Source organism: Roseovarius salis, from assembly GCF_044472985.1.
Lineage (GTDB): Bacteria > Pseudomonadota > Alphaproteobacteria > Rhodobacterales > Rhodobacteraceae > Roseovarius > Roseovarius salis.
The window spans coordinates 37,526-52,566 of sequence record NZ_JBISDG010000010.1; the positions used below are offsets into that span (position 1 = coordinate 37,526).

Below are 15,041 nucleotides of genomic sequence, written 5' to 3' on the forward strand. Positions count from 1 at the left end.
CAAGCGCCCCGGGCGTCATCTTGCCCGAAATACTCCGGGGGAGTCCGGGAAAATCCGCAGATTTTCCCGGACGGGGGCGGCGCCCCCTCAGGATACGGCCAGCCGGCGCTCGCGCCGGATCACCAGCGCGATGGCGGCCACGGCGCCCAAGGCCGTGACCATCATGATCCAAAGCAGCGGGAAGGCGCCCGAGCCGGGTGTCAGCAGCGCGCCCGCCAATGCCGAGAGCGCCGCGCCCAGCCCGATCATCAGCGCCCCGGACAGGCCCGCGGCCGTGCCGGCCAGGTGCGGGCGGACCGACAGCGCGCCGGCCGTCGCGTTGGGGATGACCATGCCGTTGCCAAGCCCGACCAGGGTCATCAGCCCGAAAAAGCTCGCCGGCGTGCCCAGCCCCGCATGAAACAGCGACAGGTTGAGCACCACGCCCCCCGCGTTGATGAGCGCGCCCCAGAACACCATCCTGTTGACGCCCATGCGTACGGAAAAGCGCCCCGAGACGAAGTTGCCGGTGAAATACCCCACCGCGGGCGCGCCGAAGAACAGCCCGAAGGTTGCCGGGTCCATTCCGAAGACCCGGTCGCCCACATAAGGTCCCCCGCCGAGATAGGCAAAGAAGGCCCCGGACGACAGGCCGAGCGTGACCGTGTAGCCCCAGAACCTGGGCGAGGCGAGCAGCTCGGGGTAGTCGCGGATCTGCTCGGCAAAGCCGCCGCCGCCGCGCGGCGCGGTTTCGCCGAGGTCGGCCCATGTCAGCACCAGCACGGCCGCCCCCGCAAGAAACAGCGCCCAGAAGCTCGCCTGCCACCCGAACACCGCGTCCAGCCCGCCGCCGATGGCCGGCCCGATCATCGGAGCGACCGCCATGCCCATGGTCACGTAGCCGATCATGCTGGCCGCCTGCGCGTCCGGAACCATGTCGCGCGCCACCGCCCGCGACAGCGCCATGCCGGTCACGATGGTGGCCTGCATCATCCGGAAAAACAGGAAGATCCAGACATTGCCGGCGAATATGCAGCCCAGTGTCGCCACGAGGAACAGCGCGATGCCCCACAGCAGGACGGGGCGCCGCCCATAGCGGTCGGAGATCGCGCCGATGACCAGCTGAAGCGCCGCGTTGACGGCGAGATAGAGCGCGACCGATAGCTGCATCAGGCGGTAATCGGTGTCGAAATGCGCGGTCATCCCCGGCAGCGAGGGCAGGAAGATGTTCATCGTCAGCGCCGCCAGTCCCGACAGCAGGATCAGCGTCGCGATGTGCGGGGGGCTGCGGCGGTCGAGAAACCGGCGCGGCGGCAGGGGGTCGGAGACCTCGGACATGGGATCGCACTACGCCGGCATCGTCCGGTTGTCCATGGCGCCCGCGCGCCCGAGGGATGTGCGCGGATGCACGCATCAACAGGCGCGGCGCTCATCAGCCCTTGCGGGCTTCTTCGCGAAGAGCGCCCGGGGGCCGCGATGAGCGCATGGACGTGCGCGGTTTGCGGTTTTGCAGTTTTTGATAAAGTCCGTGCGAAAGATTTGCAAATTTGCCGGATTCTGCTTTGTATCGCGCGGCCAAGGCTTTAGGTTCGCGCCAGATTGGGAAGAGGACAGCCATGAAAGATATCCTTCAGGTACTCGAGAACCGCCGTGCGGAGGCGCGCCTCGGCGGGGGCGAGCGCCGGATCGAGGCCCAGCACGCCAAGGGCAAGCTCACCGCGCGCGAGCGCGTCGAGATCCTTCTCGACGAGGGCAGCTTCGAGGAATTCGACACCTTCAAGACGCATCGCTGCACGGATTTCGGCATGGACAAGCACCAGCCCTACGGCGATGGGGTGGTGACCGGCTGGGGCACGATCAACGGCCGGCAGGTCTATGTCTTCAGCCAGGATTTCACCGTACTGGGGGGCTCGGTCAGCGCCACCCATGCGCAGAAGATCTGCAAGATCATGGACATGGCCGTGGAAAACGGTGCGCCGGTGATCGGGTTGAACGACTCGGGCGGCGCGCGCATCCAGGAGGGCGTGGACAGCCTTGCCGGGTACGGCGAGGTGTTCCAGCGCAACATCGAGGCCTCCGGCGTCATCCCGCAGATCAGCGTGATCATGGGGCCGTGCGCGGGCGGGGCGGTCTACTCGCCGGCGATGACCGACTTCATCTTCATGGTCAAGGACAGCTCGTACATGTTCGTGACCGGCCCGGACGTGGTCAAAACGGTCACGAACGAGCAAGTCACGGCCGAGGAGCTGGGCGGGGCGGGCACGCACACGCGCAAGAGCTCGGTCGCCGACGCGGCCTTCGACAACGACGTGGACGCGCTGGCGGAGGTGCGCCGGCTGGTGGATTTCCTGCCGCTCAACAACCGCGAGAAGCCGCCGGTGCGCCCCTTCTTCGACACGCCCGATCGGATGGAGCCCAGTCTCGACACGCTGGTGCCCGACAACCCCAACGTGCCCTACGACATGAAGGAACTGATCGAGAAGCTGGCCGACGAGGGGGATTTCTACGAGATCCAGGCCGAGTTCGCCAAGAACATCGTCACCGGCTTCATCCGGCTTGAGGGGCGGACCGTGGGCGTGGTGGCCAACCAGCCGATGGTGCTGGCGGGCTGTCTGGACATCGACTCCAGCCGCAAGGCGGCCCGGTTCGTGCGGTTCTGCGATGCCTTCGAGATACCGATCCTGACGCTGGTGGACGTGCCCGGCTTCCTGCCCGGGACGAGCCAGGAATACGGCGGTGTCATCAAGCATGGCGCCAAGCTGCTTTATGCATATGGCGAGGCGACGGTGCCCAAGGTGACGGTGATCACGCGCAAGGCCTATGGCGGGGCCTATGTGGTTATGTCCTCGCAGCACCTGCGCGGGGACTTCAACTATGCCTGGCCCACATCGGAGATCGCCGTGATGGGCGCCAAGGGGGCGACGGAAATCCTCTACCGCAGCGAGCTGGGCGATGCCGAGCGCATCCAGCAGCGCACGCAGGAATACGAGGACCGCTTTGCCAATCCCTTCGTGGCGGCCGAGCGTGGCTTCATCGACGAGGTGATCATGCCGCACAACACCCGGATGCGGGTAAGCCGCGCCTTTGCCAGCCTGCGCAAGAAGAAAAAGCAGGTGCCGTGGAAAAAGCACGACAACATCCCGCTGTGATCGCGGCGGCGTGGCGCGAGGAGGGTCGGCGCCGTCCGGGCAAGTCCGCGAGTGTTCCCGGACCCGCCCGGGATGCCGGCGGGCGCAAGATCGACGGGAGAGGCCGATAGAGGATGCGTGGACGCGAACCGCAAGGAACGGAGAGGGCCGCCGCGTTGGCGGGCGCGGCGGTGATGGCGGCGCTGGCCGCCGCCCCGGGGCAGGGCAAGGCGAAGGAGGAGCGCCTTGCCCTGCCATCCGGGCTGACCGCCCGGTTGCAGGAGGTCATACGGCAGGAGGGGCCGGTGATGCGGTTCCGCTACGTGGCGCCGGGCTTCGATCGCGCGGCGGGGCTGTCAGCGATACAGGCCGATCTGGAGCACCTTTGCGCGGCGCATGCCGCGCCGCGTGCACGGGCCGCCGGCGCGGACGGCGCGCGCATCGTGGTGTCGCTGGCGGACCGTGCGTCGGAATTCGGTGTGTTCGACCCGGAGGTGGCGCAGGTTTTCGAGGCCTACAGGCTCGAAAACGGCGTCTGCATCTGGGAGGCTTTCTGATGCGCGCACAACATCTTGCGGAGTGGCGCCCGGGCGGGACGGCAGTTGAGGCTTTCGAGTCACAGCTGGTCGGGATCGCTGTGGATAAGTATGAAAAGTGGAGGGAGTCCAGTATCCTGCGCAGCGGCCGCACCTGTGCGGCCGAAACAGCGCGTGCGGCCATGGTGGGGCAGCCTGCGGCGCGCGAACAAGAAAATGTGTACACATACAGGAGTCCTAAATGTCGAAAGCCATCAAGAGCCTCGTTGCGCTTGGTCTCGTCGCTGGCGTGGCCGCTTGCGCGCAACAACAGCAGCAAGAGGAATTCGTCGTGGTCGAGCCCGAGCCGATCACCGTCGAGCCCGAGCCGACCGGCAAATACGGCGGCAAGTACTAGGCGCCTGCCGCGAAAGAACACGGGGCAGGCCCTAGGGCCCGCCCCGACCGCCGCGCCGCGCCACCGCTGCTTGGGGGGCGCGCCATGCTGAAGCATCGCGGCTTTCCCGGGCGGTTGCCCGGCACGGATTTCCAGTTCACCATCCGCCGCGCCAACCCCAAAGGCGCCACACCGATCACCCGGCGGGAGCGCTACCGCGACCGCCGGCCGGCCGATCGCATGGCCGATGCCGCCTTCGTGCGCGCGCTGTGGCTTCATTTCGGCGAGGCGCCGTTCGAGCGCGGCAACCTTGATGCCGGGCGCCTGGGCTGGCTCATCGGGCGCGAGGTCAAGCCCGCCGACGAGGATTTCGATCCCGCCGATTACGAGGCGCGGCTGGTGCTGGACGTGGCGGCGGCGCGCGCGGCCTTTCCCGAGGCGTTCGAGGACGGGGCGGAGTGGTGGTGAGCCCCCGCCCGATATCGACGCCAAGGGTGAGCAAGACTCTGCCCATGCCCTGCGGATTCGCGCGGAGCGCCGCCGATCCGCGTGTGCGGCGGCACTTGGGCTTGGCGCGCGCCCCCGTCCTGTGCACCGTTGGATACGTGATGGTGGCCCTCCCCCAAGGGCCCGAGACGACGTATCGTCTTATCCGTTACCCTTCCCCTGGAGGGCGGTCCTGCAACCCCGAATGCAGGCCGCCCCTTTTTTTGCGCACGCGCGCTTTCCCCGATCCATCAATCGCGGCCGGCCGGCGGACCGGCGGCCACGACCCGCATGCCGCCGCGGCCCGTCCCGCGGCCGAGACCCGAGAAGAGGACCCGAAACATGTTCAATAAGATCCTGATCGCCAACCGGGGCGAGATTGCCTGCCGCGTGATCAAGACCGCCCGCAAGATGGGCATAAAGACCGTCGCCGTGCATTCGGAGGCCGACAAGAACGCGCTGCACGTGCAGATGGCCGACGAGGCGGTGCATATCGGCCCCGCGCCGGCCTCGGAAAGCTATATCGTCATCGACAAGGTGATGGAGGCGATCCGCCAGACCGGGGCCGAGGCGGTGCACCCCGGCTATGGCTTCCTTTCGGAGAACCCGAAATTCGCCGAGGCGCTGGAGGCCGAGGGTGTGGCCTTCATCGGCCCGCCCAAGGGCGCAATCGAGGCGATGGGCGACAAGATCACCTCCAAGAAGATCGCCAAGGAGGCCGAGGTGAACACCGTGCCCGGCGTGATGGGGCTGATCGAGGATCCCGAGGAGGCGGTCAGGATCAGCCAGGAGATCGGCTATCCGGTGATGATCAAGGCCAGTGCGGGCGGCGGCGGCAAGGGGATGCGCATCGCCTGGACCGACGAGGAGGCGCGCGAGGGCTTCCAGTCCTCCAAGAACGAGGCGGCGAGTTCCTTCGGCGACGACCGGATCTTCATCGAGAAGTTCGTCACCCAACCCCGCCACATCGAGATACAGGTTCTGTGCGACACCCACGGCAACGGCATCTACCTGGGCGAGCGCGAGTGCTCGATCCAGCGGCGGAACCAGAAGGTGATCGAGGAGGCGCCGAGCCCGTTCCTCGACGAGGCGACGCGCAAGGCCATGGGCGAGCAGGCCGTGTCGCTGGCGCACGCGGTCGGGTATGCCAGCGCCGGCACGGTGGAGTTCATCGTCGACGGCGACAAGAACTTCTACTTCCTCGAAATGAACACCCGGCTTCAGGTGGAACACCCGGTGACCGAACTGATTACCGGCGTCGACCTGGTGGAGCAGATGATCCGGGTTGCCGCCGGCGAAAAGCTGTCCATTGCGCAATCCGACGTCAAGCTGGGAGGGTGGGCGATCGAAAGCCGCGTCTATGCCGAGGATCCCTACCGGAACTTCCTGCCGTCCATCGGGCGGCTGACCCGCTACCGCCCGCCGCAGGAACTGGCGGCCGGCCCGCTCTTGGAGACGGGCAAGTGGCAGGACGAGGCGGCCAGCGCCGCCACGGCGGTGCGTAACGACACCGGCGTCTACGAGGGCGGCGAGATCTCGATGTATTACGATCCGATGATCGCCAAGCTGTGCACGTGGGCGCCGGACCGGGCCGAGGCGATCGAGGCGATGCGTATCGCGCTGGACAGTTTCGAGATCGAGGGGATAGGGCACAACCTGCCGTTCCTGAGCGCGGTGATGGACCATCCCCGCTTCGTCTCGGGCGAGATCACCACGGCCTTCATCGCCGAGGAGTATCCAGACGGCTTCGACGGTGTCGAGCTGGACGATCATGCCCTGCGCCGCATCGCGGCGAGCTGCGCGGCGATGCACCGGGTGGCCGAGATACGGCGCACGCGGATCTCGGGGCGGATGGACAACCACGAACGGCACGTGGGCGACGACTGGATCGTGACGCTGCAGGGCCAGACGCACGCGCTGCGCATCGCCGCCGATCGGGACGGCGCGACCGTGGATTTCGAGGACGGCGGCACCATGCGCGTGACCAGCGACTGGACGCCGGGCGACCAGCTCGCGCGGCTGGATGTGGCGGGCAGCCCGCTGGTGCTGAAGGTCGGCAAGGTCACGGGCGGTTTTCGCATCCGAAGCCGCGGGGCGGATCTCAACGTGCATGTGCGCACCCCCCGCCAGGCCGAGCTGGCCTCTCGGATGCCAGAGAAGGCGCCCCCCGACACGTCCAAGATGCTGCTGTGCCCGATGCCCGGGCTCGTGGTCAGCCTCGCCGTGCAGGTCGGCGACGAGGTGCAGGAAGGGCAGGCGCTTTGCACGGTGGAGGCGATGAAGATGGAAAACATCCTGCGCGCCGAGCGCAAGGCCGTGGTGGCGAAGATCAACGCCGACCCGGGCGACAGCCTCGCCGTGGACGACGTGATCATGGAGTTCGAGTGAGGATATGATACCGGACTATCAGTCCTTAATGAAACCAGTGCTGGAACTGGCTGCGTCGGGCGAGATGAAAATCTCGGATGCCGTCACCAGGCTTGAAAAGACGTTTCGGCTTAGCGATCAGGAAAAAGCTGAGTTGCTCCCGAGCGGAAAGCAGACACGGTTTGCCAATCGGGTGCATTGGGCGAGAAGCTATCTCAAGCAGGCTGGACTTGTACGCAATACCCGGCGCGGCCATTTCGAGATAACAGACGAAGGAAGGCGCGCTCTGCAAGAGAATCCGGATCGTATAGATGCAAAGTTCTTAGAGCGGTACGAGCAATTCCTGGAATTCAAGTCGCGTACGAATGCTTCGGATGAAGATACCGCAGTTACGGGAACCAATGCCAATACTACGCCAGACGAGACTATGCGTGCCGCGTATCAGCAGGTCATTGATGCTCTAGCGGCAGATTTGCTCGGTCGCTTACGCGATAGTGAACCGGCCTTCTTCGAAGCGGTGATCGTCGATCTCCTTCTTAAAATGGGTTACGGTTATGGTGAAGTTTCGGGTAATGTGCTGGGCCGGTCGGGAGATGACGGTGTGGATGGCGTCATCAATCTCGACCCGCTAGGTGTCGATCAAGTTTATGTGCAAGCCAAACGGTATGCGGCAGACAGCCCTATAGGGTCGGGACCTATCCGGGATTTCTACGGGGCTTTAGGTCTGAAGGACGTCACAAAGGGTATTTTCGTCACGACGTCGACTTTCAGCCGGGGTGCACGTACCACGGCGGAAAAACTGGGCGCACGTCTCGTTCTCATTGATGGCCCCGAACTGGCGCGGCTCATGGTCCGACATGAGGTCGGATGTCGTGTAACCGAAACATTCAAGGTTTCGGTCGTCGAGGAGAGCTATTTCGAATGATGAGGTTTTCCCCCCTCACGCGCATCGCGCTGGCCGGCGCGGCGCTGGCCGTTCTGGCGTCGTGCGTGCGCGAGGACGAGCCGGGGATGCGGGCGCGGCTGGAGGCGTGGTTTTCGTTGGGCGAGACGCGGTATTTCGCGGCCGAGGTTGGCTGCGCGGCGGGCCTGTTCGGGCTGGTGGACGACAGCGTGGGCGCGGCGATGCCGGTCACGGCGTCGGTGGCCGAGATGCTGCGGGTGCTGGACAGGCGCGGGCGCGCGGCGCTTGACGACCCCGCGCAGCCCCCTGACGCGGCTCTGGTGGCGCTGGCCAATGCCGATCGTGCGACGGGGATGGCCATGCGCCGTGCCGCGCTGGAGGCGCGGGAATGCCTGAGCGACGGCGCGCAGGAGATGCTGCGCACGGGGCTCACCTCGGCCGGGGCGCTGCTGGCGTGGGACGCCGAAAGCGGTACGGTGATCGTGATTGATGTGCCGCGCGGCGTGCTCGTTGCCGTGATGGGGGCGGCGTGATGGCGGGCCGCTGCAATCAGCTGTCGCCGCGGCGGTCGCGTATCTCCTGCTGCCGCATTGGCATCTTGTCGATGACCCGGGTGATCTCGCGCACCGACCAAGGGAGCGGCTTGCGCAGGTACACGTCGCCGTCCTTGCCGATCAGCGTCAGCATGAAGCCGCGGGGGTGCAGCTTGTCGCGCAGCGCGCTGCCAGTGTCGGCGGCGGTGTCGGTCAGCACGACCACGTCGCGTTCCGCCAGGTCCTCCAGCCGGTCGTTGATGTATTCCATCTGCTGGACGAAGCGCGGATCGGCAGGGCTGTCGGCAAAGACGACAAGCGGGCGCTTGATCCACTTGAATTCGGTCAAATCAACGTTTTCGCCCGACATGACGATATCGGGCCCGTTGCCCTCGTCTTCGGCCGCGACCGTGCCGCCCGCGCCGAGCGCGAGGGAAAACATCAGAAAAACAAGGGTGAGCGATTGGCGCATGTGGTCTCCTGTCGGGCCAGATATAGGCCGGAGCGCGCATGTTGCGAAGGCGGAATCCGGCCGTGGCGGGAAAAATTTTACCATTAATCGTCTGCACAGGCGCGCAGGGCCAGTCTCGCGTTCCGCGGTGTGGCGCCCATGGAGGGCGCCCCGCGGGACACGGGGACGCGCGGCCATGGACGTTATTGTGCACATCGGGGCCCACCGGACGGCCACCACCACCTTTCAGGCCTATCTGCGCGCCAATGCCGCGGCGCTGGCGGCGCGGGGCATCGCGGCATGGGATCCGTGGACGACCCGTGGCGGGCTGTTGGCGGGGATCAACCCCGCCGGGGGCAGGCCGCCGTCTGATGCGCAGATGCGCCGCGCAAGGGCCCGGATCGCGCACCGCGTGGAGCAGACGAGGCTGGCGGGGATGCGCCAGCTTGTGGTCAGCGACGAGAACATGAGCGGCCCGCCGGGGCCGCCGCGGGGGGCGGCGGCGCTCTACCCGGACATCGTGAGACGCATGGCCCGGTTCGCCGAGGCGTTCGACCATCGCATCACGCGCGTGGCGTTGTCTGTCCGGCCACAGGACGAATTCTGGTGCTCGATGCTGAGCTATTGGGTAAGCCGCGGGCGTGCGGTGCCGACGGCCGCGGAGCTGGCCGCCCTGGCGGCCGCCGGTCACAGGTGGCGCGACGTGATCCTTGCGCTGTCGGTGGCGTTGCCGGGCGTGGAGCTGAGGGTGTTGCCGCACCTGCCTTATGCGGGGCGGCCCGATTTGCGGTTGACGCGCCTGACGGGACGCCGCGGCTTGGGGGCGCCGATGCTGCCACCCGCCACCGATGGCAAGCGGCGCAACGCATCACCGGCGTTGCCGCGGTTGCGCCGCCTGTCGGCCGCGCGCGGGGGCGCCGTGGCCCGGTTGCCGGGGGGCAAGGGGCGCTGGTGCCCGTTCGACGCGGAGCAGCTTGGTTGCATGCGCGCCATGTACGGCGATGACCTGTGCTGGTTGCGTGCCGGGGCCGACGGGTTGGCCACACTGATAGAGGAAACCGGGCCGGCGCAACGGGGGGCACACCCCGGCGCCGTCCAGACGACAAGAGGACAAGGCAATGGCATCGAAGAAAGACACCTGGCGTGAGCTGGCCGAGAAGGAGCTCAAGGGCCGCCCGCTGGAAGAGTTGACTTGGAAAACGCTGGAAGGGATCGATGTCGAGCCCCTTTACACCGAGCAGGACGTGGAGGGGCTGGACCACCTCGGCAGCATTCCCGGTGCCCCGCCCTTCACCCGCGGTCCCCGCGCCACGATGTATGCCGGGCGGCCCTGGACCATCCGCCAGTACGCGGGCTTTTCCACAGCCGAGGAATCGAACGCGTTTTACCGTCGCAACCTTGCCGCCGGGCAGCAGGGCGTCTCGGTCGCCTTCGATCTCGCCACGCACCGCGGCTATGACAGCGATCACCCGCGCGTGGTGGGCGACGTCGGCAAGGCGGGTGTGGCCATCGACAGCGTCGAGGACATGAAGATCCTGTTCGACGGCATTCCGCTGGAAAAGGTCAGCGTGTCGATGACCATGAACGGCGCGGTGATCCCGGTGCTTGCCAGCTACATCGTCGCGGGCGAGGAGCAGGGGGTGGCGCGTGCGGACCTGTCGGGCACGATCCAGAATGACATCCTCAAGGAATTCATGGTGCGAAACACCTACATCTATCCGCCCGAGCCCTCGATGCGGATCGTCAGCGACATCATCGAGTATACATCCAGGGAGATGCCGCGCTTCAACTCGATCTCGATCTCGGGCTACCACATGCAGGAGGCTGGCGCGAACCTCGTGCAGGAGCTGGCCTTTACCCTCGCCGACGGACGGGAATACGTGAAGGCCGCGATCGCCGCAGGGATGGACGTGGACAGCTTCGCGCCGCGGCTGTCCTTCTTCTTCGCCATCGGCATGAACTTCTTCATGGAGGCGGCGAAGCTGCGGGCCGCGCGGCTGCTGTGGCACCGGATCATGACCGAGTTCGGCGCGAAGAGCGACAAGTCCAAGATGCTGCGCACACACTGCCAGACCTCCGGCGTCAGCCTGCAGGAACAGGACCCCTACAACAACGTCGTCCGCACCGCTTACGAGGCGCTGTCGGCGGTGCTTGGGGGCACGCAATCCCTGCACACCAACGCGCTGGACGAGGCGATGGCGCTGCCCACCGACTTCAGCGCCCGGATCGCGCGCAACACCCAGCTCATATTGCAGGAAGAGACCGGCATAACGAACGTGGTCGATCCGCTGGCGGGGTCCTACTACGTCGAGAAGCTGACCCACGACCTCGCCGAGAAGGCATGGGAGCTGATCGAGGAAGTCGAGGAGATGGGCGGCATGACCAAGGCGGTGGCCAGCGGTATGCCCAAGCTCAGGATCGAGGAGACGGCGGCCACCCGGCAGGCGATGATCGACCGTGGCGAGGAGGTGATCGTCGGCGTCAACAAGTACCGCCGCGACAAGGAGGATCCGATCGACCTGCTCGACATCGACAACACGGCCGTTCTGGAATCCCAGGTCCGGCGGTTGGAGAAGATCCGGGCGGCAAGAGACGAAGACGCCTGCACGGCCGCGCTCGACGAGCTGACGCGGCGCGCGGCGGAGGGCGGCAACCTGTTGGAGGCGGCGGTCGAGGCCGCGCGCGCGAGGGCATCTGTGGGAGAGATCAGCATGGCGCTGGAAAAGCAGTTCGGGCGGCACAGCGCGGAGGTCAAGACGCTGGCCGGGGTCTATGGCGCGGCCTACGAGGGCGACGAGGGCTTTGCCGCGATCCAGAAGTCGGTGGACGCGTTTGCACAGGCCGAGGGGCGGCGGCCGCGGATGCTGGTCGTCAAGATGGGGCAGGACGGCCATGACCGCGGTGCCAAGGTGATCGCGACAGCCTTTGCCGATATCGGGTTCGACGTGGATGTGGGCCCGCTCTTCCAGACGCCCGAGGAGGCCGCACAGGACGCGATCGACAACGACGTGCACGTGATCGGCATCTCCAGCCAGGCGGCCGGCCACAAGACGCTCGCGCCGCAACTGATCGAGGCCCTGAAGGCCCGCCAGGCCGAGGACATCATCGTGATTTGCGGCGGCGTCATCCCCCAGCAGGACTACGAGTTCCTGCAGGAGGCCGGGGTAAAGGCGATCTTCGGGCCGGGCACCAACATCCCCGAGGCCGCGCAGGACATCCTGAAGCTCATCCGCGAGGCGCGGCGCTGATTGATGGCGGCCGGCCGGGCTTGCCCCCGCCGGCACGCCCGCCATTTTCCCGGGCAGGAGGGCCGCGACCAGATGAAAGGGCAGGGCATGGACGAGCGGACACGGACAATGCTGGCGTCGGCGGCGGGGCTGGTCTGGGCGCTCCTGCTGCTCTGGGTGGCGGCGAGCTTCGTCAGGCTGCCGGTTTTCACGCTTATGCCCACGATCATGACGGCGTTCCTGGCGCCCGGGCTCGTGCTGGCGGCGATGGTGCTGCGGGTGGCCCTGCGCCGTACGGGAGACCGCGACATGCTTGCCGGCGGACCCCTGCACGGCCCGGCGGTGGCCGATCAGCGTGCGTTGCAGAACACGCTGGAGCAGCTGGTCCTCGCGCTCTGCATCTGGCCGGCGGCGGCGGTGATGCTGGGCGGCGCGGGGCCGGGGGTTATCGTGACGCTCGGTGGCGGCTTCGCCCTGACGCGGCTGGTCTACTGGGTCGGCTGTCATCGCGCGTCGCACCTGCGCATCCTCGGGTTCTCGGCCGGGTTCTGGCCCACGGTCCTCGTGGCGCTTTGGGCGCTGTGGGCAGTGGCGACATGAGGCTTGAACTCGATCATCTGGCCGTGGCGGCGGAGACGCTCGAGGCGGGGCGCGCGGCAGTCGAGGACACGCTCGGCGTCGGGCTGCAACCGGGTGGACGGCACACCCATTTCGGTACTCACAACCTGCTTCTGGGGTTGGAGGAGGGCCTCTACCTTGAGGTTATCGCCATCGACCCGGGCGCGCCGGCCCCGGGATACCCGCGGTGGTTCGATCTCGATCGTTTCGCGGGCCGTCCGCGGCCGCGGGCATGGATCTGCCGGACGGATGACCTCGACGCATTCGTGGGCGCGCAGCCCGAGGCGGGGCGCCCCGTGGCGCTGAAGCGCGGGGATCTGCGCTGGCGGATGGCGGTGCCCGACACCGGTATCCTGCCGCGGGACAACGCCTACCCTGCGGTGATCCAATGGGAGGCCGGGGGGCACCCGGCCGACCGGCTTTCGGCGTCGGGCTGCCGGCTGGAGCGGCTGGTGGTGGCGCACCCCGATGCGCGGGCGCTTGCCGCGCGGCTGGCGCCTGTCCTGCGCGATACGCGCGTGGCCTTCGAGACCGGCAAGCGGGCACTGCGGGCCGAGATCGCCACCCCGCACGGGCAGCGCGTGCTGGAATGATGCGCCCCGATGCCGCCTGGTGCGAAAAATGTGCGGGCGGTGGGTCCGATGCGCTGACATCCCCGGTCAAAGCCGGTAAGTGGTGACGCATGTCGATCTGGAACCGCATATCCGAGGCGTTGTCGGCGCTTGCCAAGGGCGAGCCGCTGAGCAAGGTCTTCGACCGCTTGCGCGCGCCGCCGGAGCGTAGCGTCGCCTTCACGATCGCGGTGATCGCGCTTGGGGCAAAGATGGCGAAGGCCGACGGTCGGGTGACCCGGGACGAGGTCACCGCGTTCCGCGAGGTGTTCCAGATCGCGCAGGAAGATGAGGCACGTGCGGCGAAGGTGTTCAACCTCGCGCGGCAGGACGTGGCGGGCTATGACGAGTACGCGCGGCGGATCAAGCGCATGTTCGGCGAGGACACGGGAACGCTCTGCGATCTGCTGGAGGGGCTTTTCCACGTCGCCGTGGCCGACGGCGTCTACCACCCCGACGAGGCACGCTTCCTGGAGGAGGTGGCGCGCATCTTCGGCGTGGCCGAGGCCGATTTCCGCCGCCTGCGCAGCCGGTTCGTGCCTGACGCGGTCCCCGATCCCTATGACATACTGGGGGTGACGCCAGGCATGAGCATGGAGGATATCCGAAAGGAGTGGCGGCGCCAGGTGCGTGACAGCCATCCCGACCGGATGCAGGCGCGCGGCGTCCCGGCGGAGGCCGTGAAACTGGCCGAAAAGCGGGTCAAGGACCTCAACCGAGCCTGGGAGGAGATCAGCGGCGGGCGGGCTGCCTGAAATGCGGCTGGCCACGTACAACGTGGAGTGGTTCGACGCGCTGTTCGACGACGCGGGCAACCTGATGGACGATGATGCCCCGTCGGCCCGGCACGGGGTGGCGCGCGGCGACCAGCTGGCAGCGCTCGGCATCGTGTTCACCGCCATGGATGCCGACGCGGTGATGATCGTCGAGGCGCCTGACCAGAACAGTCGGCGCGGCACCGTGCGGGCGCTGGAGAGTTTTGCCGCGGCGATGCGCCTGCGCACCCGCAAGGCGGTGATGGGGTTCGAGAACGGCACCCAGCAGGAAATCGCGCTGCTGTACGATCCGGACGTACTGCGTTGCCGCCACGACCCGAAGGGATCGCCGCCGGGAAAGGCCGGGGCGGACACGGCGCCCCGTTTCGACGGCGTCTTGCGGATCGATCTCGATATCGACGCCCGGGAGGACAGGGTCGAATTCTCCAAGCCGCCGCTGGAGATCGCGGCCGAGACGGCGGGCGGTTTCGCCTTCCGCATGATCGGGGCGCACCTGAAGTCGAAGGCACCGCACGGGGCATCCTCGCGCGACGAGATCATGCGCCGGGCCATCGCCAGCCGCCGCAAGCAGCAGGCGCAGGCCGTCTGGCTGCGCCGGCGCGTCATGCAGCACCTGGAGGCGGGCGAGTCGTTGGTGCTGATGGGCGATCTGAACGACGGTCCGGGGCTTGACGAGTACGAGCATCTGTTCGGGCGCTCCTCGGTCGAGATCGTGATGGGCGAGGGGGCTGACAGTGGGCCGTCGCTTTACGATCCGCATGCGCTGCGCGCGCTCAGGCGGCGGATCGGGGCGATGAACACCACGGCGCGGTTCTACATCCAGGGCGAGGAGCGCTACCTGCAGGCTTTGCTGGACTATGTCATGATCTCGCCCGACCTTCGGGGCCGGGCCCCGCGATGGCGTATCTGGCACCCCTTCGACGACCCCGCTTGCTGGCGTCTGCCCGAACTGCGCAACGCGCTGGTGGCCGCGTCGGACCATTTCCCCGTGACGCTGGACATCGACCTGTAACGCGGCCGGGGCGCCCTTACATCCGCCGCCCCGCCTG

The 15,041-nt window shown here is 67.3% G+C and carries 16 protein-coding genes; 13 read left to right on the forward strand and 3 right to left on the reverse strand.

What is annotated here, in order from left to right; all coding sequences use genetic code 11:
• Positions 1-87: 87 nt before the first annotated feature.
• Positions 88-1,317, reverse strand: coding sequence for a Bcr/CflA family efflux MFS transporter (locus ACH13J_RS05640; protein ID WP_397542336.1), 1,230 nt, complete (start codon positions 1,315-1,317; stop codon positions 88-90).
• Between the two features lie 94 nt (positions 1,318-1,411).
• Entirely contained in the window at positions 1,412-1,597 is a 186-nt protein-coding gene (locus ACH13J_RS05645; RefSeq protein ID WP_397542337.1) for a hypothetical protein, read from the reverse strand.
• Between ACH13J_RS05645 and ACH13J_RS05650 the strand changes: the two genes are divergently transcribed.
• The 7 genes from ACH13J_RS05650 (at position 1,596) to ACH13J_RS05680 (ending at position 8,309) form a co-directional block, all read left to right on the forward strand.
• Positions 1,596-3,128, forward strand: a complete 1,533-nt coding sequence (locus tag ACH13J_RS05650; protein WP_397542338.1) for a carboxyl transferase domain-containing protein — start codon at positions 1,596-1,598, stop codon at positions 3,126-3,128. The genes ACH13J_RS05645 and ACH13J_RS05650 overlap by 2 nt on opposite strands.
• Positions 3,129-3,241: 113 nt before the next feature.
• Complete coding sequence (locus tag ACH13J_RS05655) at positions 3,242-3,664, forward strand: DUF6497 family protein (RefSeq protein ID WP_397542339.1); 423 nt, start codon at positions 3,242-3,244, stop codon at positions 3,662-3,664.
• A 220-nt stretch (positions 3,665-3,884) separates the two neighbouring features.
• Positions 3,885-4,040: a hypothetical protein gene (locus ACH13J_RS05660; RefSeq protein WP_397542340.1), complete on the forward strand. Its 156-nt coding sequence runs from the start codon at positions 3,885-3,887 to the stop codon at positions 4,038-4,040.
• Between the two features lie 84 nt (positions 4,041-4,124).
• Positions 4,125-4,487, forward strand: a complete 363-nt coding sequence (locus tag ACH13J_RS05665) for a hypothetical protein (RefSeq protein WP_397542341.1) — start codon at positions 4,125-4,127, stop codon at positions 4,485-4,487.
• Positions 4,488-4,847: 360 nt separating this feature from the next.
• Positions 4,848-6,893: an acetyl-CoA carboxylase biotin carboxylase subunit gene (locus tag ACH13J_RS05670; RefSeq protein ID WP_397542342.1), complete on the forward strand. Its 2,046-nt coding sequence runs from the start codon at positions 4,848-4,850 to the stop codon at positions 6,891-6,893.
• Between the two features lie 4 nt (positions 6,894-6,897).
• Positions 6,898-7,797 (forward strand): restriction endonuclease, encoded by a 900-nt coding sequence (locus ACH13J_RS05675; protein ID WP_397542343.1) that lies wholly within the window; start codon positions 6,898-6,900, stop codon positions 7,795-7,797.
• The gene (locus ACH13J_RS05680; RefSeq protein ID WP_397542344.1) at positions 7,794-8,309 is read left to right on the forward strand and encodes a hypothetical protein; all 516 of its coding nucleotides are present in this window, start codon (positions 7,794-7,796) and stop codon (positions 8,307-8,309) included. Before ACH13J_RS05675 ends, ACH13J_RS05680 begins: the two co-directional genes overlap by 4 nt.
• A gap of 16 nt (positions 8,310-8,325) precedes the next feature.
• Here ACH13J_RS05680 and ACH13J_RS05685 read toward each other — a convergent pair whose 3' ends face one another.
• The gene (locus tag ACH13J_RS05685; protein WP_397542345.1) at positions 8,326-8,781 is read right to left on the reverse strand and encodes a DUF4174 domain-containing protein; all 456 of its coding nucleotides are present in this window, start codon (positions 8,779-8,781) and stop codon (positions 8,326-8,328) included.
• Between the two features lie 175 nt (positions 8,782-8,956).
• On the opposite strand from ACH13J_RS05685, the gene ACH13J_RS05690 reads away from it, so the two are divergent.
• The 6 genes from ACH13J_RS05690 to ACH13J_RS05715 all read left to right on the forward strand — a co-directional run bounded on the left by ACH13J_RS05690 (position 8,957) and on the right by ACH13J_RS05715 (position 15,004).
• Positions 8,957-9,907: a hypothetical protein gene (locus ACH13J_RS05690; protein WP_397542346.1), complete on the forward strand. Its 951-nt coding sequence runs from the start codon at positions 8,957-8,959 to the stop codon at positions 9,905-9,907.
• Positions 9,879-12,008 carry a methylmalonyl-CoA mutase gene (gene scpA, locus ACH13J_RS05695; protein WP_397542347.1) on the forward strand — a complete coding sequence of 710 codons (2,130 nt, stop codon included), beginning with the start codon at positions 9,879-9,881 and terminating at the stop codon, positions 12,006-12,008. The genes ACH13J_RS05690 and scpA overlap by 29 nt, the downstream gene beginning before the upstream one ends.
• A 72-nt stretch (positions 12,009-12,080) precedes the next feature.
• The gene (locus tag ACH13J_RS05700; protein ID WP_397542348.1) at positions 12,081-12,587 is read left to right on the forward strand and encodes an MAPEG family protein; all 507 of its coding nucleotides are present in this window, start codon (positions 12,081-12,083) and stop codon (positions 12,585-12,587) included.
• A complete protein-coding gene (locus tag ACH13J_RS05705) occupies positions 12,584-13,198 on the forward strand; it encodes a VOC family protein (protein WP_397542349.1) in 615 nt (204 codons plus the stop codon). Before ACH13J_RS05700 ends, ACH13J_RS05705 begins: the two co-directional genes overlap by 4 nt.
• 89 nt (positions 13,199-13,287) lie before the next feature.
• Positions 13,288-13,971, forward strand: coding sequence for a TerB family tellurite resistance protein (locus ACH13J_RS05710; protein WP_397542350.1), 684 nt, complete (start codon positions 13,288-13,290; stop codon positions 13,969-13,971).
• A gap of 1 nt (position 13,972) precedes the next feature.
• The gene (locus tag ACH13J_RS05715) at positions 13,973-15,004 is read left to right on the forward strand and encodes an endonuclease/exonuclease/phosphatase family protein (protein WP_397542351.1); all 1,032 of its coding nucleotides are present in this window, start codon (positions 13,973-13,975) and stop codon (positions 15,002-15,004) included.
• The last annotated feature ends 37 nt before the right edge of the window (positions 15,005-15,041 follow it).

Bases quoted from the DNA above. Each gene is read 5' to 3' on its own strand.
- ACH13J_RS05640 (WP_397542336.1), bottom strand. From the start codon at position 1,317: ATGTCCGAGGTCTCCGACCCCCTGCCGCCGCGCCGGTTTCTCGACCGC.
- ACH13J_RS05650 (WP_397542338.1), top strand. From the start codon at position 1,596: ATGAAAGATATCCTTCAGGTACTCGAGAACCGCCGTGCGGAGGCGCGC.
- ACH13J_RS05645 (WP_397542337.1), bottom strand. From the start codon at position 1,597: ATGGCTGTCCTCTTCCCAATCTGGCGCGAACCTAAAGCCTTGGCCGCG.
- ACH13J_RS05655 (WP_397542339.1), top strand. From the start codon at position 3,242: ATGCGTGGACGCGAACCGCAAGGAACGGAGAGGGCCGCCGCGTTGGCG.
- ACH13J_RS05660 (WP_397542340.1), top strand. From the start codon at position 3,885: ATGTCGAAAGCCATCAAGAGCCTCGTTGCGCTTGGTCTCGTCGCTGGC.
- ACH13J_RS05665 (WP_397542341.1), top strand. From the start codon at position 4,125: ATGCTGAAGCATCGCGGCTTTCCCGGGCGGTTGCCCGGCACGGATTTC.
- ACH13J_RS05670 (WP_397542342.1), top strand. From the start codon at position 4,848: ATGTTCAATAAGATCCTGATCGCCAACCGGGGCGAGATTGCCTGCCGC.
- ACH13J_RS05675 (WP_397542343.1), top strand. From the start codon at position 6,898: ATGATACCGGACTATCAGTCCTTAATGAAACCAGTGCTGGAACTGGCT.
- ACH13J_RS05680 (WP_397542344.1), top strand. From the start codon at position 7,794: ATGATGAGGTTTTCCCCCCTCACGCGCATCGCGCTGGCCGGCGCGGCG.
- ACH13J_RS05685 (WP_397542345.1), bottom strand. From the start codon at position 8,781: ATGCGCCAATCGCTCACCCTTGTTTTTCTGATGTTTTCCCTCGCGCTC.
- ACH13J_RS05690 (WP_397542346.1), top strand. From the start codon at position 8,957: ATGGACGTTATTGTGCACATCGGGGCCCACCGGACGGCCACCACCACC.
- scpA (WP_397542347.1), top strand. From the start codon at position 9,879: ATGGCATCGAAGAAAGACACCTGGCGTGAGCTGGCCGAGAAGGAGCTC.
- ACH13J_RS05700 (WP_397542348.1), top strand. From the start codon at position 12,081: ATGAAAGGGCAGGGCATGGACGAGCGGACACGGACAATGCTGGCGTCG.
- ACH13J_RS05705 (WP_397542349.1), top strand. From the start codon at position 12,584: ATGAGGCTTGAACTCGATCATCTGGCCGTGGCGGCGGAGACGCTCGAG.
- ACH13J_RS05710 (WP_397542350.1), top strand. From the start codon at position 13,288: ATGTCGATCTGGAACCGCATATCCGAGGCGTTGTCGGCGCTTGCCAAG.
- ACH13J_RS05715 (WP_397542351.1), top strand. From the start codon at position 13,973: ATGCGGCTGGCCACGTACAACGTGGAGTGGTTCGACGCGCTGTTCGAC.